Annotated in this window: 16 protein-coding genes and 1 pseudogene; 9 read left to right on the forward strand and 8 right to left on the reverse strand. The window is 75.6% G+C overall.

The features are described 5' to 3' along the window. Positions 1-548: pseudogene (locus tag AC0CYZ_RS28195) on the reverse strand (hypothetical protein); the annotation flags it as partial. Next, positions 545-1,627 (reverse strand): protein kinase domain-containing protein, encoded by a 1,083-nt coding sequence (locus tag AC0CYZ_RS28200; RefSeq protein ID WP_472221422.1) that lies wholly within the window; start codon positions 1,625-1,627, stop codon positions 545-547. The gene AC0CYZ_RS28200 and the pseudogene AC0CYZ_RS28195, both read right to left, overlap by 4 nt. A gap of 365 nt (positions 1,628-1,992) precedes the next feature. Between AC0CYZ_RS28200 and AC0CYZ_RS28205 the strand changes: the two genes are divergently transcribed. Both AC0CYZ_RS28205 and AC0CYZ_RS28210 read left to right on the forward strand, forming a co-directional pair. Further along, a complete protein-coding gene (locus AC0CYZ_RS28205) occupies positions 1,993-2,373 on the forward strand; it encodes a hypothetical protein (protein ID WP_472221423.1) in 381 nt (126 codons plus the stop codon). A gap of 68 nt (positions 2,374-2,441) precedes the next feature. Next, complete coding sequence (locus AC0CYZ_RS28210) at positions 2,442-2,834, forward strand: hypothetical protein (protein ID WP_472221424.1); 393 nt, start codon at positions 2,442-2,444, stop codon at positions 2,832-2,834. A 20-nt stretch (positions 2,835-2,854) separates the two neighbouring features. Here AC0CYZ_RS28210 and AC0CYZ_RS28215 read toward each other — a convergent pair whose 3' ends face one another. From AC0CYZ_RS28215 to AC0CYZ_RS28230, 4 genes are all read right to left on the reverse strand, one after another. Continuing rightward, positions 2,855-3,727: a polysaccharide lyase gene (locus AC0CYZ_RS28215; RefSeq protein WP_472221425.1), complete on the reverse strand. Its 873-nt coding sequence runs from the start codon at positions 3,725-3,727 to the stop codon at positions 2,855-2,857. Further along, positions 3,724-5,364 carry a peptide chain release factor 3 gene (locus tag AC0CYZ_RS28220; RefSeq protein ID WP_472221426.1) on the reverse strand — a complete coding sequence of 547 codons (1,641 nt, stop codon included), beginning with the start codon at positions 5,362-5,364 and terminating at the stop codon, positions 3,724-3,726. Before AC0CYZ_RS28220 ends, AC0CYZ_RS28215 begins: the two co-directional genes overlap by 4 nt. Positions 5,365-5,735: 371 nt before the next feature. Continuing rightward, on the reverse strand, positions 5,736-6,692 hold the full coding sequence (locus AC0CYZ_RS28225) for a TIGR03557 family F420-dependent LLM class oxidoreductase (protein WP_472221427.1): 957 nt from the start codon (positions 6,690-6,692) through the stop codon (positions 5,736-5,738). A 37-nt stretch (positions 6,693-6,729) separates the two neighbouring features. Continuing rightward, entirely contained in the window at positions 6,730-7,011 is a 282-nt protein-coding gene (locus AC0CYZ_RS28230; protein WP_472221428.1) for a PASTA domain-containing protein, read from the reverse strand. 147 nt (positions 7,012-7,158) lie between these two features. Here AC0CYZ_RS28230 and AC0CYZ_RS28235 point away from each other — a divergent pair, with 147 nt between their 5' ends. Together AC0CYZ_RS28235 and AC0CYZ_RS28240 are read left to right on the forward strand one after the other, a co-directional pair. Next, positions 7,159-8,655 (forward strand): alpha/beta hydrolase, encoded by a 1,497-nt coding sequence (locus AC0CYZ_RS28235; RefSeq protein ID WP_472221429.1) that lies wholly within the window; start codon positions 7,159-7,161, stop codon positions 8,653-8,655. A 39-nt stretch (positions 8,656-8,694) separates the two neighbouring features. Beyond that, the gene (locus tag AC0CYZ_RS28240; RefSeq protein ID WP_472221430.1) at positions 8,695-9,153 is read left to right on the forward strand and encodes an Asp23/Gls24 family envelope stress response protein; all 459 of its coding nucleotides are present in this window, start codon (positions 8,695-8,697) and stop codon (positions 9,151-9,153) included. 15 nt (positions 9,154-9,168) lie between these two features. Here AC0CYZ_RS28240 and AC0CYZ_RS28245 read toward each other — a convergent pair whose 3' ends face one another. Continuing rightward, a complete protein-coding gene (locus tag AC0CYZ_RS28245) occupies positions 9,169-9,327 on the reverse strand; it encodes a hypothetical protein (protein ID WP_472221431.1) in 159 nt (52 codons plus the stop codon). Positions 9,328-9,431: 104 nt separating this feature from the next. Between AC0CYZ_RS28245 and AC0CYZ_RS28250 the strand changes: the two genes are divergently transcribed. After that, a complete protein-coding gene (locus AC0CYZ_RS28250) occupies positions 9,432-10,802 on the forward strand; it encodes a lipopolysaccharide biosynthesis protein (RefSeq protein WP_472221432.1) in 1,371 nt (456 codons plus the stop codon). Continuing rightward, positions 10,799-11,530 carry a class I SAM-dependent methyltransferase gene (locus AC0CYZ_RS28255; protein ID WP_472221433.1) on the forward strand — a complete coding sequence of 244 codons (732 nt, stop codon included), beginning with the start codon at positions 10,799-10,801 and terminating at the stop codon, positions 11,528-11,530. Before AC0CYZ_RS28250 ends, AC0CYZ_RS28255 begins: the two co-directional genes overlap by 4 nt. Before the next feature lie 51 nt (positions 11,531-11,581). Here the strand turns inward: AC0CYZ_RS28255 and AC0CYZ_RS28260 are convergent, their stop codons facing one another. After that, positions 11,582-15,163, reverse strand: coding sequence for an arabinosyltransferase domain-containing protein (locus AC0CYZ_RS28260; RefSeq protein ID WP_472221434.1), 3,582 nt, complete (start codon positions 15,161-15,163; stop codon positions 11,582-11,584). A 67-nt stretch (positions 15,164-15,230) separates the two neighbouring features. Here AC0CYZ_RS28260 and AC0CYZ_RS28265 point away from each other — a divergent pair, with 67 nt between their 5' ends. The 3 genes from AC0CYZ_RS28265 to AC0CYZ_RS28275 are packed head-to-tail and all read left to right on the forward strand — an operon-like array spanning position 15,231 to position 19,131. Continuing rightward, positions 15,231-17,150 carry a hypothetical protein gene (locus tag AC0CYZ_RS28265; RefSeq protein WP_472221435.1) on the forward strand — a complete coding sequence of 640 codons (1,920 nt, stop codon included), beginning with the start codon at positions 15,231-15,233 and terminating at the stop codon, positions 17,148-17,150. Positions 17,151-17,200: 50 nt separating this feature from the next. Further along, positions 17,201-18,370: a glycosyltransferase family 4 protein gene (locus AC0CYZ_RS28270; protein WP_472221436.1), complete on the forward strand. Its 1,170-nt coding sequence runs from the start codon at positions 17,201-17,203 to the stop codon at positions 18,368-18,370. 38 nt (positions 18,371-18,408) lie between these two features. After that, positions 18,409-19,131 (forward strand): class I SAM-dependent methyltransferase, encoded by a 723-nt coding sequence (locus tag AC0CYZ_RS28275; protein ID WP_472221437.1) that lies wholly within the window; start codon positions 18,409-18,411, stop codon positions 19,129-19,131. The last annotated feature ends 117 nt before the right edge of the window (positions 19,132-19,248 follow it).

Consider the following 19,248-nt stretch of genomic DNA (forward strand, 5'->3'; position numbering starts at 1 on the left):
ACCCGGGTGAGGACGGCGGCCACCGCGGCCTCCGCGGCGGCCAGGGAGGCCTCGTCGCCGCGCCGGGCGGACGCCACGCCGTCGCACACGGAGCCGAGCAGCAGCTCCCCGGTCGGGGTCGCGATCCGACCGAGCGCGCACGCGTCCTCATTGCGGCGCCGCCGCAGACCCCGGTCGGTGACCGCGGCGCCGGGCCCGAGGCGGAACTCGACGTGGTCGCGCACCGCGGGCCGCCGCGCCCCGCAGTTCCCGCACACGCCCTCGACGGCCTGGTCGGCTCCCGCGCCGCACTCCGCGCAGTCGGCCTCCTCGATCTCCGCGCGGGTGGCCTCCAGCACCGCCCGGAGGTCGGTGTGCTCGCCGGCGGTCCCCGCCGGGCCGACGGACTGCACCGGGACCCCGCCGGTGGGGTCCGGGTCCCGCACGTCCGCGGCCGCGTCGGGCACGGGGATCCCCGACGGTGGCGTCGGACGCCCGGGGCTCGCGCGGTCGGGGCCCGGGCCGTCGGAGCCGTTCGTCGCGGACGGCGGCGCGGAGGACTCGGTCACGTCGGGAAAGCTCCTCGTGGGGCGGGCGCGCGGGGGGAGACGCCGGGATCGTCTCGGCGGGGATCGCCGTGGTCGGGATCATCTTGGTGCACGGCCCCGCGGTCGGCCGCTCCACCCACGCCACGACGCCCGGGACGTTCCTCGCGATCGGCGCGCGACGCCGCGGCCAGGTCCGCGGCGAGGGCCTCGACGTCCGGGTGGCGCTGCGCCGGATCGGGGGCGGTGGCGCGCGCGATCACCGGGTCCAGGCAGGTCGGCCCGCCACCGGCGCCGCGGGGGGCGAGCTGCGGGCGCACCGGCCGGCCCAGCAGGACGTCGAGCGTGCGGCCCAGCGCATAGACCTCGGAGGCGATCGACGGCCCCGCCCCGCCCGGCGCGATCTCCGGGGCGAGGAAGCCCTCGGTGCCCCACACCGGGGAGACGCGGTCGTCGAGCCGGCGCACCGAGCCGAGGTCGACCAGCACCGGCCCACGCGGGCCCACGAGCACGTTGCCGGGCTTGAGGTCGGCGTGCAGCAGGCCCAGCCGGTGCAGGTGCGCGACGGCCGGCGCGATCCCGCGCACCACGGCCGCGGCCGTCGCGGGGTCCGTCGGGCCGTGCGCCGGCTCGCCCTCGACGGGGTCCAGGACGAGGAGCACCGTGCCGTCGGCCTCGACCACGTCGCGCAGTCCGACGAGCGCCGGGTGGCCGCGGTCGAGCAGGAGCGCGGGCGTCGCCGCGTCGGCGTCCCGACGGCGGGCGAGCACGACCGGCTCCCCGCGGGGCCCGACGGCGGTGTAGAGCCAGTCGCCGCCGCGCGCGAGCAGGCCGGTGACCCGCCACCGGTCGAGGACGGTGCCCGGCGCGAGGTCCGGGGTCAGGTCGAACGGGCGGCGGCAGTGCGCGCACGTGCCCCGCAGCCGGCCCGGTCGCCCGTCGCGGGACCGCCCGACCGGGGCGTCGCAGTGCGGGCACCAGCGCCCGGCCTCCGGGAAGAGGGCGGCGGCCCGCTCCAGCAGGGCGACCGGCGCGGGACGTCCCGCGGGTACCGATCGCAGGCCGCGGCGGCTCCCGGCCGCCCGCGTGCGTTGACGATCCACCGCGTGCTCCCCGTGCGCGGGTGACCGGCACCCGCTCGCCCCGACACCGTCCGCCCGGGCACCCGAGGCCCCGCGCGGACGGTCCGAGCACGATACCCCCGCGGCCGCCGGGTCCCGCCGCCGCGCGGGCCCGTTCTCCGCGGACCGCGAGCCCGACGGCGGACGGACCTCGCCGGGTCGGCGACCGGCGCAGGCGCACCGCGCATGCGGGGGCGTCCGCGCGGCCGGTGGTGCGCGGGAGCGGGCCCCCCGCGCCACCGGGGCGGGAAGGTGCGATGCTGGCGCCTCGCACCCCTGTTCGGAGGGTCGGAGCGCACCGGGTTTTGCGCTGCGCGGTCTCCGACCCCGAGCCACGGAGCCGCGCAGTGACGTCATCGACTCCGACCCCGTCGACCGGGTCGCGGACGAGCGAGGACCAGCCCTCCGGTGCCCGGCACCGGGACGAGGGCCCCGGCGCCCCCTCCGACGTCACGGCCGAGGCCACGACGTCCGACCTCCCCACCACCGGCGCGGAGACGGCCGGCCCGGGCGCCCCCGGCCGCGACGGGGATCCCGACCCGGACCTCGCGAAGGTCGCCGCGGACGCCGAGCGCGCCCTCGCGGACGCCGCGAAGGAGGCCGAGAAGGCCGTCGCGGAAGCCCACGACGACGGGCAGGACGCCGTCCGGAAGAACTACGACGACGCGCGGCGCGCGGCCGAGCAGGCGTACGAGCAGTCCTCGGCCCGGACCGACCCACAGGAGTGAGCCCCGCCCCGCGCGAGCGGTGGACGAGGGGCCGGACCGTCGGGCCGGAGCGGGGAGGGGGCCGCGCGATGGGTGTGCAGACGAGGGTGACCGAGCACGGCGTCCTCCTGCGCTTCACCGGCCGCGACCGCGTCTACGCGTGTCGCGGCGGGGTGTTCCTGCCGATCGACCGCGTCCTGGGGGCCCGGACGCTCGGGCGGCGCGACGCCGTCGCGGCGAGCCCGCGGGTACACCTGCCCGGCATCTCGGTGCCGGGGATGCTGCGCGCCGGTGCGTACGGCGTCGGCGAGCGCCGTCAGCTGTGGATGGTGCACGCCGCGACGACGCTGCTCGCGATCTACCTGCGCGGCGTCCCGTTCCACCGCGTGGTGGTCGAGGTCGAGGACCCCGAGGGACTGAGCAAGGTCATCAACGCCGCCCTGCCCCCGCGCGGGCTGCCGCCCGGGGCGCACCGCGGCTGAGGAGGGCGACCGACCCGTCCTCAGCTGCGCGGGCCGACCAGCGCCGCCGCCGAGTCGTAGCTGCGGGCGACCCGCGCGTCGATCAGGTAGAGCACGGCCGTCTGGTCGATCGCCGTGTCCCGGTAGATGCCGGTCTTGAGGTAGGAGTCGTCGTCGGCGTACCGGGTCCCGCCCGGCGGCCGGAAGGCGTCGACGCGCTTCTGGCCGTTCATCCAGGCGTCGACCTGGGCCTTCGTCGGGTCGGTCGAGAAGTGGATGTGCAGCACGACGTCGGTCTGCTGACCGGGGACGGCCGGACCGATCGGCTGCGTGAAGTAGTTCTCCTGCGGGTTGTCGCCACCCGCGCCGCCGTCGACGACGAACTGGCCGTGGTCGATCTTGATCTCGACCGGCGGGCTGCCCTCGCCGTCGTTCTTCCACTGGGCCACGACCTGCCAGCCGTCGGCGTTCACCGGGAAGTCGGCGGGGAGGTTCCACGCGAAACCGAAGTAGGCGTCGTCGCCCTCGCGGTAGGGGTCGATCTGCGGGACGAGCTCGGCACGCTTCCCGCCTCCGGGCACCGTGTAGCGGATCGCCTTGGCCCCGGAGATGCCCGGTGCGTCGACGACCTCGGGGGCCGGGGCGCCGTCGTTGTTGTACGGCGTGTTCTGGAAGTGGGTGAGCGGGTTCGGGCCGGACAGGTCGGCCTGCCAGATCGGGGCCGGCACCGTCTTCGGGTCGGGGGCGCCGGTGAGCGGCGGCGCGGTGCCGACAGCGGTGGAGCCCGAGGACCCGGTCGAGCCGCTCGACGGGTCGTCCGACCCCGAGCACCCCACGATCACCCCGGCGATCAGCAGGACCGACACGGCCAGGCCCAGCAGCCCGTGGACCCGGGTTCCGGTCGACGTCCTCACGGGGTGGCCCCTTCGGCGATCAGCGGTTCGAGCACGAGGCCCGGTTGGTTCTGCACGACGGCCTGCAGCCGCCACTTGTGCGGGAAGAGCGCGAGCAGTTCGCCGTCGGAGCGGCGGGTCAGGACCTCGATGCCGATCGATCCCTTCAACGCCTCGGCTCCCGCGGCGTCGGTGCGCCGCGCGAGCGTGTAGTCGAGCCGCTCGAGCTTGACCGGCGCCGAGAACTCGTCGCCGAGCCGGGCGGCGACCACCTCGAACTGCAGGGGCCCGACGGCGGCCAGCACCGGCGCCTGGTCCCCGCGCAGGTCGGAGGAGAGCACCTGGATGACGCCCTCGGAATCCAGCTGCTCGATGCCCTTGCGGAACTGCTTGGTCTTCGAGGCGTCCGCCACCCGCGCCACCGAGAAGTGCTCGGGGGCGAAGCTCGGGATGGTCGGGAAGGTGACCGGCTTCTCGGCCCACAGGGTGTCGCCCGGGCGTAGCGCGGTCGCGTTGACCAGCCCCACGATGTCGCCGGGGAAGGCCTCGTCGATGGTGGACCGGTCCCGGCCGAACATCGCCTGCGCGTACTTGGTGGCGAACGGGCGGCCGGTGGCGTCGTGGGTGAGGACCATGCCGCGCTCGAACCGCCCGGAGCAGACCCGGACGAACGCGACGCGGTCGCGGTGGGACTTGTCCATCGACGCCTGGACCTTGAAGACCAGCCCGGAGAACGGCGCCTCGAGCGGGCGGGCGTCGCCGGCGGCCGACGGGCGCGGCGAGGGCGGCGGCGCGAGGTCCACCAGGGCGTCGAGCAGCCGGGCCACGCCGATGTTGGACAGCGCGGCACCGAACATCACCGGGGTCGCGGTGCCGGCGTGGAAGGGCTCCGGGTCGAAGTCCGCGCCGATCTCCCCGAGCAGCTCGAGCTCCTCGGTGGCCCGTTCCCAGTCCACGCCCTCCTCGGCGGCGGCCCGGTCGGCGTCGAGGATCTCCTCACCGGCCTTGGACGCGCCGTGGGCGGTGCGGGTGAACCGGCGCATGCTGCCGTCGGCGCGCTCGACGAGGCCGTGGAAGTCCCCGGCGATCCCGACCGGCCACGTGATGGGCATCGGACGCAGCCCGATCCGCTGCTCGACCTCGTCGACGAGCTCCAGGGGTTCGCGGCCCGGCCGGTCCCACTTGTTGACGAACGTCAGCACCGGCACGCCGCGCGCCCGGCACACGTCGAAGAGCTTGAGGGTCTGCGGCTCGAGGCCGCGGGCGGCGTCGAGCAGCATCACCGCGGCGTCCACGGCGGCGAGCACGCGGTAGGTGTCCTCGGAGAAGTCGCCGTGGCCGGGGGTGTCGAGCAGGTTGATCACGTGGTCGCGGTAGGCGAACTGCAGCACCGCGGACGTCACCGAGATGCCGCGCTCGCGCTCCATGTCCATCCAGTCGGACGTGACGCCGCGGCGCCCGCCCTTCCCGTGGACCGCGCCCGCCGCGGAGATCACCTCGGCGTGCAGCGCCAGCGCCTCGGTGAGCGTCGACTTGCCCGCGTCCGGGTGGGAGATGACGGCGAAGGTCCGGCGCCGCCGGGCCTCGCCCGCGGGCGTGTGGTCCGGCCCCGGAGCGCCGCGCTCGCCCGGGTCGGTGTGCGGGGAGACCACGGTCATCCGGTGGTCCTCCCCCTCCGCGTCGCCATCACGATCCAGGTTACGGGGATGGCCGGTGAGACCGGCGTCTGGGGGACGACGCCGCGCCTACGTCACCCGGGTGGTCGCGCACGGCCGGACGGCCGCCTGTCCGGAGCGGCATTCGGGCGTCGACGGGACGCTCGTCGCGGGCAACGGACCGCCGAACGGATCGCCGGCGTTCACCTGTGCCTCACGGGGAGCGGTCCACGGCACACTCTTCCACGGGCAGACCGCCCGGTTTGGCACCGAGGTCGCCGGACCGGCCCCCCCGGGGGGAGGGGACCGCTCCGCCGGGCGGCGCCCGGGACGGGGCCGGACGCACCGCGTCCGGTCCCGTCCACCCGCCCGGGTCACAGGTCGCGCAGCGCCCCGATGAGCTCGGACGACGCGTGCTCGAAGAAGCCGTCGACGTCGGGCCCCGCGTTGACGAGCGCGAGGTGGTCGTACCCGGCCTCGGCGAAGGGCCGCGCCACCGCGAGGTGCCGCTCGGCGTCCGGGCCGCAGCCGAAGGCCTCCGTCATGGTCTCGGGGGTGACCCACGAGGTGGCGGCGTCGAAGTTGACCGGGTTGGGCAGCTCGGCCTGGACCTTCCAGCCGGTGAGGCCGAAGCGGAACAGGTCGCGGGCGCTCTGCGCGGCCTCCTGCTCGGTCGCGGCGTAGGCCAGCGGGACCTCGGCGTAGCGCGGGCCGCCCCCGCCGCTCTTCTCGTAGGTCTGAACGAGGTCGCGGCGCGGCTCGGTGGTGAACAGGCCGTCGCCCAGCTCCGCGGCGATCACCGCGGCGCGGGGCCCGCCGGCGGCCACGACGATCTTCGGCAGCGTCTCCGGGAGGTCGAAGACGCGGGCGTCCTCGAGCGTGAGGTGGCGCCCCTCGTAGGTCCGGTAACCCCCCTGCCACAGCAACCGGATGATCTCGAGGGACTCCCGGAACATCTGGTGGCGGACGTGCACCGCGGGCCACCCCTGCCCGACCACGTGCTCGTTGAGCCGCTCGCCCGCACCGACACCGAGCGTGAAGCGGCCCTCGGCGAGAATCTGCGTCGTGGCGGCGGCCTGCGCGATCACCGCGGGGTGGTAGCGGATGAACGGGCAGGTCACGCCGGTGGCGAGCTCGATGCGCTCGGTCTTCGCCGCCATCGCGGCGAGCATCGACCACGCGAAGCCGGAGTGCTGCTGCTCCGACACCCACGGGTGGAAGTGATCGGAGATCTCGACGAAATCGAAGCCCGCCTGTTCGGCGAGCACGCACTGCCGGACCATCTCGGCGGGCCCGTAGCCCTCGGCGATGAGCTTGTAGCCGATCCTCATGGACGCGGGTGCCCGGTCGGGCGCCGGGCGACCCGCCTCAGGTGCGCGCGCCGGCCCCGTCCAGCGGCAGGTCGGGGGCCACGCGGGGCATGTTGCCGCCGCCGTCGTCGTCGGGCTCCACCCAGATCGTCACCGGGTCGCCCGCGGGCACGCGGATGCCGGCCAGCGGCTGCTGGGCGGTGACCGTGCCGCTCACCGTCGGCGGCGTGTCCGGGTCGGGGTCGACGGCCACCACGCGGGCGGAGATCGCCATCTCGTGCGCCTGGGCGGCCGGGAGCCCCACCAGTGCCGGCACCAGCACGAGGTCGGGCTCGTCCATGCACCGACGGTAGCCATCCCGGGGCGTGGGTAGAAGGGGGGCGGCGGGCCGAGCCGCACCCGGAGGCCTCGGGCAAGATGCCCACGACGCCTCGACGGGTCGGGCGCGCAGGTCATGTCGAGCAGACGGCGGGGCGGTGGCGGCGGGATGGAGCAGCGCACGGTGGGACGGGTGCCGCGCCGGCGCCGCCTCTCGACGGCGGTGGTCGCCCTCGCGGTGGGGACGCTGCTGCTGGCCGGCTGCGCCGGCGGGGCGGGGCTGCCCGCCCTGCAGACCGGCAGCCCGACGAGCACCAGCGCGCCGGCCACCCCGCCGAGCCCGCTCGGCGCCCCCGCGTCGTTCGTGCCCTGCGACGGGGCCTTCGAGTGCGCGACGGTGACGGTGCCGGTGGACTACGCCGCCCCGACCGGCCCCACGATGGGCATCGGCATCGTCCGGGCACCCGCCAAGGACCAGGCCCACAAGATCGGGGTGCTGCTGGTCAACCCCGGTGGCCCCGGCGGGTCCGGGATCGAGACGGTCGAGAGCGGCGCGGTCCCGGCCGCCGTCGCGGACCGCTTCGACGTCATCGGGTTCGACCCCCGCGGGGTCGGGCGCAGCAGCGCGCTGGCATGCCCGATCGGACCGGACACCCCGTACTACGGCGATCCCGATCCCGGCGACGCCGCCGGTGAGGCGGCCACCACCCAGGCCGTCGACCGCTACGACCGCGGGTGCGGCGACGCCTACCGCGCGCTGCTGCCCCACCTCGGCACCCGCGACGTCGCCCGCGACATGGACTCGCTGCGCACCGCGCTGGGCCAGCAGCAGATCACCTACCTCGGCTTCTCCTACGGCACCTCGATCGGCCAGATCTACGGCGAGCTCTTCCCGCAGCGCGTCCGCGCGATGGTCCTCGACGGCGTGGTCGACGTGACCCTGCCCGGCCTCGACTACAGCCAGGCCGAGAGCTTCGAGAACTCGCTGCACCAGTTCGCCGCGGACTGTGCCGCGCGCGCCGACTGCCCGGCCGGTCCCGACGCGATCGCGATGCTCGACCGCGTCCGCGCGCGGGTCGAGGCCGCGCCGCTGCCCGTGGCGGGGACGACACCCCTCTCCCCGGGGCTGCTCGAGCTCGGCGTCGTGCTCCCGCTCTACTCCAAGAGCAACTGGCCGGTGCTCGCCCAGGCGCTCAAGGCGGCCGACGGTGGCGACGGCGGCCCGTTCCGCCGGCTCGCGGCGAAGTACTTCGAGGGCTCGAACTCCGACACCTACAACGCCGTCACCTGCCTCGACAGCTCCTGGCCGCGCAACCCCCAGGACGTCCTCACGCAGGCGCGCGCCGCCGAGGTGCGGGCGCCGCACTTCAGCGGGAACGTCCTCGTCAGCGGCCTGACCTGCGCCGACTGGCCGGTCCCGCCGGAGCCGCTGACCCCGCCGACCGGACGGGGACTCGCCCCGGCCCTCGTCATCGGGACCACGAACGACCCGGCCACGCCGTACCAGAACAGCGTGGCCCTGGTGGGCCGCCTGCCCGGCTCCGCGCTGCTCACCCACCGCGGTGACGGGCACACGGTGTACGGCCAGGGCGTCGCGTGCGTGGACGACCAGGTGAACCGCTACCTCACCGACCTCACGCTGCCGGGGCCGAACGCGGTCTGCTGAGCGCGGGGTCCGTGGTCCGCCAGCGGGTACCCGGCGGGCATGACCACCCCGACACCGCCCGTCCCGCCCGCCGCCACCTCACCCCTGGGGGCGCCCGAGGTGTCGGGCACCACCGAGGTCCTCCCCGCCGTCGTGCAGAAGGTCGTGGCCTACGCGGCGCGCGACATCCCGGGCGTCGTGACGCTCGGTGCCGCCGGCTCGCGGGCCGTCGGCGCGGTGCGCCAGACCCTCACCGGCGGCACGGAGAACGTCGGCGGCGTGCGGGTCGAGCTCGAGCGGGACACCGCGACGATCGGGCTCGACGTCGAGATCGAGTACGGCGTGGGCGCGAAGGAGCTGACCCGAGCGCTGCGCCGCCACGTGCCCGAGGCCGTCGAGCAGATCGCGGGGGTGCGCGTCACCGAGCTCAACATCGTCATCACCGACGTGCACCTGCCCGGGCGCGAGGAGCCCCCGACCACGCCGCCCCCGCCGAGCGCGCCGGCCGCGACGCTGTAGGGCGCCGGGCGGGACTCAGACGACGTTGCGGAAGAACGTGATGATCGAGGTCCCGGCGGACGCCAGGTCGGCGAGGATGTTGTTGACCGTCGCGGCCGCCGTCGCCGGCGAACTGATGATCCAGAAAATCACGAGGATCCCGACGAGGATGCCGACGACCTTCCCAACGGACACAGCGTCACCATACCTTTACGCCGGGTAGGACACACCAGGGAGTGACTCGGTCTTTCACCGGGATGGTGCACCAATTCCGGCGTGTGGGCGAGCGGTGGCCCGGCGTGGCGGCTCGCTATCGTCGTCGCATCAGTGCCACCACCGATCCCACCAGCCCCTCGCCGGCGTCCCGGCCGCGCGGGGGGCCGGGTGCGCGGCGCCTCGTCGGCTCGGCCGGGATCGGTGTCGTCGTCTCGGGTCTGCTCGTCAACGTCTACCTCGCGGTGGTCGCCCGGGCGCTCACCCCCGCCGAGTACGCGACCTTCGGCGCCTTCTGGGCGCTCGCCCTCGTCCTGGGCTTCGGGCCCTTCCTGCCGCTCGAGCAGGAGCTCGCCCGCCGGCTCTCGCTGCGGGAGTCCCGCCGGCAGGTCCTCCTCGCCGGGGTGGCCACCGCGGCCGTCCTCGCCGGCCTCGCGCTCGTCGTCCTGCTCGCGGCCTACCCGCTGGCCTCGCGCTCGCTGGACGGCGACCCCTGGGCCTTCGGCGCCCTCGCGGCCCTCTGCCTGGTCTCGGCCGGCCAGTTCCTGCTGCGCGGGGTGCTCATCGGCACCGACCGCCTGGTGCGCCACGGCGCGGTGATGGTGCTCGACGCGCTGCTGCGCCTCGGGTGTGCCGTGGTGCTGTTCGCCGCGGGTGGCACCCGCGCGTCGTTCTTCTGCTGGGCCCTCGTCGCGGCGATCGCGGTGGCGCACCTCCCGCTGATCCCGGGCGCGTGGCGCCGGGCCGAGCACGAGGTCGACGACGCCGCGTCCGACCCGGCCCGCCACACCGCCCGTGCCCTCATGGGGTCGGCGACGCCGCTGCTCGTCGGCTCGGTCTGCGCGCAGCTGCTGCTCAACGGGCTGCCGGTCGTGGTCGTCGCGCTGGCCCACGGCACCGCGCAGGCCGCCGCCGGCGTGTTCGTCGCCGCCTTCACCCTGGCCAAGGCGCCGCTGTCGATGGTCGTGCCGCTGCAGTCCGCGGTGGTGCCGACCCTGACCCGGCTGCTCGCGGCCGGGCGGCGCCGCGAGGTGCTGCGCCTGCTCGCGAAGGGCGCCGCGGGCCTGCTCGGGCTCGCCGTCGTCGGGGTGCCGCTGGCCTGGTGGCTCGGTCCGGCCATCGTGGAGCTGGTGTTCGGGTCGGAGTACCGCATCCCGGGCGTCCAGCTGGCCGTGATCGTCGCCGGGGTGCTCGCGCACGTCGGGCTCGTCGTCGTGACCCAGGTGCACGTCGCGCGCGGGCGGCACGTGGACGTGGCCGCGAGCTGGCTCGTCGGGCTCGTCGTGGCCGGCCTGACGTTCGCGCTGGTGCCGGGCGTGGTGGTGGCGGGTGAGGTGGCGTTCGGGGCCGGCTCGGCGGTCGGCGCGGTGGTCAGCGCCCTGCTGCTGGTCCTGTCGCCCGAGACGACCGGGCCGGTCACGGCCCGTGGGACCGACGACGGAACGGTGCAGACGTGAGCGCGGAACAGGCACCCGGCAGCCACGAGGGCACTCCGGACCACTACGACGCCGACTACTACGCGGCCAACGGGCAGGCGGGCGACCGACCGGCCCTGCGGCTCTACACGCGTCTCGTCGCGCGCTACACCGACGGCGGGCCCTACCTCGACTTCGGCTGCGGGACCGGGCACCTGGTGCGCCGGCTCTCCGCGCTGGGCCCGGCGTCGGGCTTCGAGCTCTCGGAGTGGAGCGCGCGGGCGGCCCGCGGGAACGCCCCCGGCGCCACGATCACGACCTCCGTCGACGAGCTCCCCACCGCGGGGTTCGGGGCCCTGACCGCCGTCCACGTCCTCGAGCACCTCGACGACGCCACGGCCACCGAGGTCCTGGCCACCTGGCGGCGGATCCTGCGCCCCGGCGGGCAGGCGCTCGTCGTCATGCCCGACCCGGCCGGGCGGGGGCGCCGCCTGGCCGGGGACGCGTGGATGGGGTTCGCCGACCCCACCCACATCAACCTCAAGCCGCACGCCGAGTGGGCCGCGTTCCTGCGCGAGCACGGGTTCACCGTCGAGCGCGAGGGCACCGACGGACTCTGGGACGTCCCCTACTCGCGGCTACCGAAGCTGCTCGACGCGGCCCGGTACGCGGTGCCCGCGTTCGTGCAGTTCCTGGCCGGTCGGATGCTGCTGCGCCCGGGGACCGGCGAGTCGTCGGTGTTCGTCCTGAGGTGCGCTCCGCGCTCGTGAGCACTTTCCCGTGCCATAGGGCGGAGAAGTGCTCACGGGCGCGCAGCGCCCCTAGGGAGTCACGCCCGACACCCGCCGCGCCCCGGGCACCGTCGTGTACGCGCCGCTCGGGTACGGGTTCTCGAAGAGCATGAGGACCACGTTGTCGTCGACGTCGGGGAAGTCGTGCAGCCGCGTGCGCAGCGTGGTGACGTCGGCCTCGCGGTAGGCGTTCCCGACGATGCCGCCGTTGTCCGGCTTCGCCGTGAAGTCGGCGAGCGAGGAGTCGGTGCTCTCCCCGAAGCCGAGGAAGCCGTCCATGGTCTGGTTGACCCCGCCGCCCTGGATCGGCTGGTGGATGCACGGGAAGAGGAAGGAGTTCTCCCAGGCGACGGTGAACGTCCCGTCGCGGGGGAGCACGGTCGTCATCGGTGCCCAGCGCTGGGCCAGCGGGGCGGTGAAGGCGAGCCAGCCCCCGACGTCGGTGGTGGTGTCGGTGGCGACGAGGCGCACGAGCGTCGCGTCCGGCGGCAGCACCTGCGACTTCGTCATGTCGATGTCGCGCCAGCCGGTCCCGTCGCCGGTCTCGCGCACCGTGCTCGAGCCGAGCGGCTCGACGTCGGGGACGCCCGGGTCGCCCCGCCCGTACTCGAGGCGCAGCGAGTTGCCCTGCCCGAGCCGGCCCGAGACCTCCGTCGTCAGCGCCACGTCGCGGGTGGGGCCGGACGGCAGCCGGAACCAGCCGGTGGTGAACGTCCCGGTCCGGGCGTCCGGCGAGCGTCCCTCCGACGGCGGGCGGAAGCTGCCCCACACCGGCAGGCCGCGCGGCAGTCCGGGGGGTGGCGGACTGGACGGGAGCACCGCGTCGCGCAGGAACGCCTGGTCCTCGGGCTCGTCGTCGGCCGCGGGGACGGGGCGCAGCGGCAGCAGGGCCGTCTGCTGCGGGGTGAGCACGTCGATCGCGCGCTCAGCGCCGCACCGGGTGGCCGAGGGGTCCTGCCAGGCGTCGCCGGCCGGTGAGTAGGTCTGCGTGGTGTTCGCCGCGGACAGGGCGAAGTCGGCGACCATGCGCCCGGTGCTCGCGGCCAGCGCCACCGTGCACAGCAGGGGGATCGCCAGCATGAGCGACCACGGCCGCCAGTCGCGCCCCCGCCACGTCGTGACCAGCACGACGCCGAGGGTCAGGACGACGAGCACGAGCGCCCACCACTGCGGCTGGTCGAAGTAGAAGCCCTTGACCGACGGGTAGTCCAGCCACGACGGCATGCCGAGGCCCCACATGAAGCCCCACCGGTTGCGGCCGTGGCCCGCCAGCGCGATCACCGCCACCGCCGCGACGGCCGCGGCGAGGACCGCCGGGACCGGCACCTTCCCGTCGCGGGTCGCCACCGCCCCCCGCACCAGTCTCGGCCCGGCGACGAGGACCAGCGCCAGGAACGCCGCGCCCACGCCGGCGATGGCGCCGAAGTGGTGCGAGGGCTTGCTCGGGGTCGGCAGCAGCAGGACGAACGCCAGCACCGTCGTCCAGCCCGAGAGCATCAGCCGGCGCGGTACCGGCAGGTCCCGCACCCGGGCGATCACCGCGGTGACGAGGAACCAGACCAGCGCGAGCAGGCAGAGCAGCACCGCGGTGCGCTTGGCGTAGGTCCCGAAGCGGGAGGTCTCGTTGAGCAGGTTCGCGTAGCGGTTGAACTCCAGGTACCAGGTGTCGGCGCGCTGGATCGGCGCGAAGATCAGCTGGGAGCGCACGAAGTCGCCGTAGGTGCCGTCGGCGAACCCGGCGACGGCCCCCAGCGCGCCGGGCGCGATCACCACCAGCCAGCGCGGCGGGATCTCCCACCAGTGCGACGACCGCGCCCGGATCACCCGCCACGCCGTCGGGCTGGCGGCCAGCAGCGGGGCGAGGCAGATGAACCCGGTCGGGGCGGTCATCAGCCCGATCCCACCGAGCCCGACCGCGAGCGCCAGCAGGTCCATCCGCTCGCGCTCGACGCCCTCGGCGACGACGGCCAGGGCCGCGGCCGCGAAGACGGCGGTGTAGGGCTCGGGACGGGTGCCGACGTCGTAGGGCAGCCACCACGCGAGGAACGCCACCCCGAGCACCGCCCGGCTCGCGAAGGCCAGCCACCGGTGCTCGCGCCACGGGTGGGTCACGCCCGGGCAGCGTGCGACGAACACCCGGATCGCGAACCAGGTGAGGATGCCCAGCACCACCGACGGCACCCGTAGCGCGACGGGGGAGCCGCCGGCCTGCTGCTCCCACCAGGAGAGCAGGTAGTACGGCCAGGAGAACGGCGTGAAGCCCTGGTTGTAGAGCTGGTAGTAGTTCGGGACGTAGCCCGCGAACGGGACGTCGGCGGCCATCGCGGCGTAGTAGCCGTCGTCGTCGGTCAGCGGCGCGAGGTAGAGCCAGGAGAGCAGGGCCACGACGACGACGGGGTCGACGAGCCGGGGCCGGAACCGGCCCAGCCCGGCCAGCACCTTCGCGTCGATCCGCGCCCACCACGCCGGGGCCCACGGCGGGGGCGCCCAGCGCGGCTCCGGGGTCCGGGCGTCCATCGCCCCGGTCGTGCGTGTCGCGTCGGTGCCGGCGGGCGCGGCCTCCCGCCAGCGGGTCCGGCGCCGCCCGAGCCAGATCGCGACCGTCGTCGCCAGGCCACCGAGCACGACGGCCAGGAGGGTCGCCGTGATCAGCCCGGACTTGAGGGGGCTCGGCGAGCTCGCGTAGCGGTCGTCGGGGTGGACCGCGACGGCGAGGTCGGCCGTCGTGGCGCCGGGCAGCGCGCGCAGCGAGGTGGACAGCACGTCGACGTCGGGCAGTGCGCTGATCGGCTTGGCCGCCGGCTCCGAGTTCGGCGGGATGTTCTTGACCTCGTCGGGGTCCGGCTCGCCCATCCGCGGCGTCAACCGGCCGAGCGGGATGCCGTTGCGGCTCACCGCCACCCGGGCGGCATCGCCGTCCACGTCGTAGGAGCAGTCGCCCGCCGGCAGCCGCTCGGCGACGATGTCCTTCCCGGCGCTGCGCACCGTCACCACGTCGGCGCGGACCCGCACCGAGAGCGCCTTGTCGTCGAAGTCGCCGGAGGTCGGCGACATCGTCGTCAGGAGGTAGCCGTCCTGCGTCGCGCCCGCCGCCCGGGCCGCCCGACAGCTGAACCGCACGGTGAACGACTCCGGCTGGTAGGCGGTCAGCATGAGCATCGTCGGCTCGGGCCGGGTGACGTCGACCGGCCAGCGGATCTCCGGGGCGTTCTGGACCACGGGCGCGAACGGCAGCAGCACCCCGCACACCACCGCGACGAGCGCGGAGGCCACCGCGACGACCCGCGCGACGAGCAGGCCGTCCAGTCCCCAGTCCTCGGGGCCCCAGCGATCCGGGCCGTCGTCGGGGGTGAAGACGTCGGTGGTGCCCGGCGCCGGCGGGGGAGCCTCGAGGCCGTCCGGGTCGTGACCCGGGCCGTGGCCGTTCGTCCCCGGCTCGGCGGTCTCCGGGCGGGCGGTGGCCGGGGTGGTGGCGGAGGCGAGGTCCTCGGTGCGCTCGCTGCGCCGCACCGGCACGAGGCGGCGCAGGAGCAGGCCCGGACCGGTCCTGACCCCGGAGTCGGCGTCGGTGGACCCGGACGGCTCGACACCCCGACCGGTGCCTTCCCCCACGCCACGCTCCTTCTCGTCCGCCGCTCCCGCCGGACGATGACGCTAACAACCGCGCGACGCGGCACCCGTGAAGCGGGCCGCGGAGCGGCCGGGTCGTGCGCAGGTCGTTAGATTCGGATCCGGGCGCCACGCGGTCGCCGCCCGACCTGTCGAGGAGGCCCGCCTGACCACCACGACGACGTCGCGGCCGCCGGCCGTCGACGACCCGCCCCTCCCGCGCCCGCCGCGGGGTCGGCGGGTCGCGGCGGAGCTGGGCGTCGTCGTGGCGTACCTGTTCGCCTCGGGGCTGCTGTACCACCGGGTGCTCGGCGACCTCGCCGGGCGCGCCACCGGCTGGGTGTCCTCGGACTCGTCGTTGTTCACCTGGTGGCTGGGCTGGACCTGGCACGCGCTCGGCCACAGCCTGGACCCGCTGGTCTCGCCGGGCCAGAACGCCCCGGACGGCGTCAACGGCATGTGGAACACCGGCGTGCCGGTGCTCGGGGTGCTCCTCGCGCCCGTGACCGCGACGGCCGGACCCGTCGTCGCCGACAACGTCGCGATGATCCTCGGCCCCGCCGTCTCGGCCTACGCCGCGCACCGCGCGCTCACGGTCCTCGTCGGGCCGCGGTGGATCCGGGCGCTGGCCGGGCTGGTGTACGGGTTCTCGCCGTTCGTGATCGCCCACGCGTGGGTGGGCCACGTGAACCTGGTGTGGTCGGTGCTCCCGCCGGTCCTGCTCTGGGCGGCGGTGCGGGTGCTGGCGGGACGCGCCCCCGACGGCCGGGCGGCGCGGCCCTGGCGCGACGGGGCGCTGCTCGGGCTGGCCTTCGCCGTGCAGGTGGGGCTCTACACCCAGACGGTCGCGCTCGGGGCGGTCGCGCTCGTCGTCGTCGCCCTGGTGCTGGCGGTGTCCGCGCCGCGGGCCGTGTGGCGGCGCCTCCCCGCGCTCGCCCACTCGCTCGCGGCCGCCGGCGTGGTGGTGGCCGTGCTCTGCGCCTGGCCGGCGTGGGTGCTGCTGCGCGGACCCAGCCGTCCGCAGGGCTCCATCCGCGACGCGGTGACGATGGGCGCGGACGCCGCCAACCTCGTCGTGCCGTCCCCGCTCACCGCGATCCGCCCGGGTAGCGACGCGCTCGCCGCCGGGCTGCGCGCCTACCCGGGCGAGCAGGGCTCCTACCTCGGGGTGGCGATGCTGGCAGTGTTCCTCGCCGCGGTGCTGCTGGTCCGCTCGCGCCCGGTGGTCCTCACGGCCGTCGTCACCGTGCTGCTCGGGGTCCTCTCGCTCGGCACCTCCGTCGCCGTGCTCGGGCGCGACACCGGCGTCCCCCTCCCGTGGCGGGTGCTGGTGGACCTCCCGCTCGTCGGGCAGGCCGAGGCCGGCCGGCTGGCGCCGTTCGTGGCGCTCGGCGTCGTGGCGGTGTGGGCGACGGCCCTGGAGCACCTGACCCGGCCGGTCGGGGGCCGCGCCCGCCGCGTCGGCTGCGTGGCCGCCGCCGTGGCCGTCCTCGCCGCGGCGGTGACCTGGGTACCGGCCGACGACCAGCTCACGACGGTGGCCGACGTCCCGGCGTTCTTCACGGCCGGGGCGCCCGGCCTCGGGCCGGCGGCGCCCGACGGCGGCCCGCCGATCGTCGAGATGGTGCCGCGGCCCTCGCAGGTCTGGCAGGGCGGCGGGGACCCGCTGCGGTGGCAGGCGCTCGCCGGGTACTCGTTCCGGCAGACCGGCGGCTACTTCATCGGGGGGAGCCCGACCGCCCCGGTGCTCTACGAGGGTGCGGTCGGGGCCTTCCAGCGCGGGGTCGCCGACGGCGGGCGCGGGGACGTGGCGGCCGCCCGCGCCGACCTCGCCGGGCGACGGGTGAGCGCGATCGTCGTCGTCCCCTCAGCGGTGACGGACCCCGACGCCGTGCTGGGGTGGGCACGCGCGGTGGGCGGCGGGCCGGGCCGTGTGGTCGACGGCGCCTGGATCGTCCCCGTCTGTCCCGCGGGTCGTTGCCCGGCGTGACTCGATCGATCCCGTCAGGGGATACCGTGGATCCCCGACGAGTTCGACCGGTGACGGTCGGTCCAGCGAGGAGCAGGGGAGGCGCGGCCATCGCCCGCAGGGACTCGCCCGTCGAGAACGACCTGGTCATCGTCCTGACCTACTACTCGCCGTACGTGTCGGGCCTGACCAACGTCGCCCGGGACGTGGCCGAGGGCCTCGCCGCGCGCGGCTGGCGCGTCTGCGTCGTCGCGAGCAAGCACGAGCCCTCTCTGCCGACCCACGAGACGATCAACGGCGTGCGCGTCGTCCGCGCCCCGGTGCTCGCGAAGGTCGGGAAGGGGACGATCGGGGTCAACCTGACCCGCCTCGCGCTGCGCGAGATGCGTCGTTCGCGGGTCGCGAACCTGCACCTGCCGCTCGTCGAGGCCGGTCTGCTCACCTGGCTCGCGCCCGTTCCGGTCGTGTCCACCTACCACTGCGACGTGAGCCTCCCGCCCGGGATGATCAACGCGGCCCAGCGCGAGGCCGTCGACCGCTCCAGCCGGGCCGGACTGCGCCGCTCCGCCGCGACGGTGGTCTCGACCGAGGACTACGCCCGCTACAGCCGGCTGTGGCCGGTGATCGCGCCGAACATGGTCGCGATCCCGCCGCCGTGCGTGCCGGTGCGCCCCGGGGAGCCGACCTACCGGCGCGGGCGCGGCTTCCACGTCGGGTTCCTCGGGCGGATCGTCGAGGAGAAGGGCGTCGAGCACCTCGTCGACGCGTTCCTGGCCCTGGACGACCCCGACGCCCGCCTGCTCATCGGCGGTGAGCACGAGTCCGTCGCGGGCGGCAGCGTCGTCTCGCGCGTCCGGGCCCACGCCGGCGACGACGACCGCATCCAGCTGCTGGGCTTCGTCCCCGACCAGCGGCTGGCCGAGTTCTACGCCTCCATCGACACGTTCGCCCTGCCGTCGGTCAACGCGTTCGAGGCGTTCGGCATCGTGCAGGTCGTGGGGATGCTCGCGGGGGTACCGGCCCTGGTGAGCGACCTGCCGGGGGTCCGGCTGCCGGTCGCGCGCACCGGGTTCGGCAGGATCGTCCCGGCGGCCGACGTGGCGGCGCTGCGCGACGGGCTGGCCCGGCTGCGCGACAGCCCGCCCGATCCGGTCGCCGGCCGGGCGGCCGCGGCGGAGGCGTTCAGCGTCGAGGCCGTGCTCGACGACTACGAGGCCGTCTTCACCAAGGCCGCCGGCTGACCCGGCGCCGCCGACCGAGAACCCAGGAGCCCCCGACCGTGACGACCGACGGCCACCTCGACGACGTCTCCCGCACCTGGACCAAGCTCGGCGACGAGGACCCGATGTGGGCGGTGCTCACCGACAAGGGCAAGCGCGGGCGGTGGAGCCCCGCGGAGTTCCTGGCGACCGGGGTCGACGAGATCGCCGCGGTGACCGCGCGCCTCGCCGAGCTCGGTCTCGACGTCGGGCGCGAGCGGGCCCTCGACTTCGGCTGCGGCGCGGGCCGGCTCTCCCACGGCCTCGCGGTCGCCGGGTTCGACGAGGTCCTCGGCTGCGACATCTCGCCGACGATGCTCGACAAGGCCCGCGAGATCGTGCCGGACCCCGCGTGCCGGTTCGTCCAGGTGACGGGCACGGACCTGTCCGCGGTCGAGAGCGACTCGGTCGACCTCGTCTACTCGTGCCGGGTGCTGCAGCACATGCCGCCCGCGCTGGCGCACGGCTACGTCCGGGAGTTCTGGCGGGTCGCGCGCCCCGGCGGCGTCGTGGTGTTCCAGATGCCGACACAGCCGTCGGCCTCGGTGGCGGGCCGCGTGCTGGGCGCCCTCCCGGTCCCCGTGGCCCGGTTCCTGCGGCGCGGGATGGAGATGCACGGCACCCCGGAGCCGGAGGTCCGGGCCCTGGTGGAGTCGCTCGGCGCGCGTGTCGTGGCCGCCGACCCGGACACCAGCGCCGGTCCCCGCTGGGACGGCCGTCTCTACGTCACGACGAGCGCCTGACCTGGGCGGACGTACGATCGGGTGACCCCGTCGGGGTGCCGCGTTCGTCCGCGGCGCGCCCCTCACTACCCTCGCCGACGTGGCCGTGGACACAGGCGGGACCGCTGACGTCGCCGG

It is taken from the genome of Actinomycetospora sp. (genome assembly GCF_055612215.1).

What these genes read in the sequence shown, in the direction of transcription:
- AC0CYZ_RS28225 (WP_472221427.1), bottom strand. Translation starts at nt 6,692, where the DNA reads ATGAGGATCGGCTACAAGCTCATCGCCGAGGGCTACGGGCCCGCCGAG.
- AC0CYZ_RS28240 (WP_472221430.1), top strand. Translation starts at nt 8,695, where the DNA reads ATGACCACCCCGACACCGCCCGTCCCGCCCGCCGCCACCTCACCCCTG.
- AC0CYZ_RS28230 (WP_472221428.1), bottom strand. Translation starts at nt 7,011, where the DNA reads ATGGACGAGCCCGACCTCGTGCTGGTGCCGGCACTGGTGGGGCTCCCG.
- AC0CYZ_RS28220 (WP_472221426.1), bottom strand. Translation starts at nt 5,364, where the DNA reads ATGACCGTGGTCTCCCCGCACACCGACCCGGGCGAGCGCGGCGCTCCG.
- AC0CYZ_RS28210 (WP_472221424.1), top strand. Translation starts at nt 2,442, where the DNA reads ATGGGTGTGCAGACGAGGGTGACCGAGCACGGCGTCCTCCTGCGCTTC.
- AC0CYZ_RS28235 (WP_472221429.1), top strand. Translation starts at nt 7,159, where the DNA reads ATGGAGCAGCGCACGGTGGGACGGGTGCCGCGCCGGCGCCGCCTCTCG.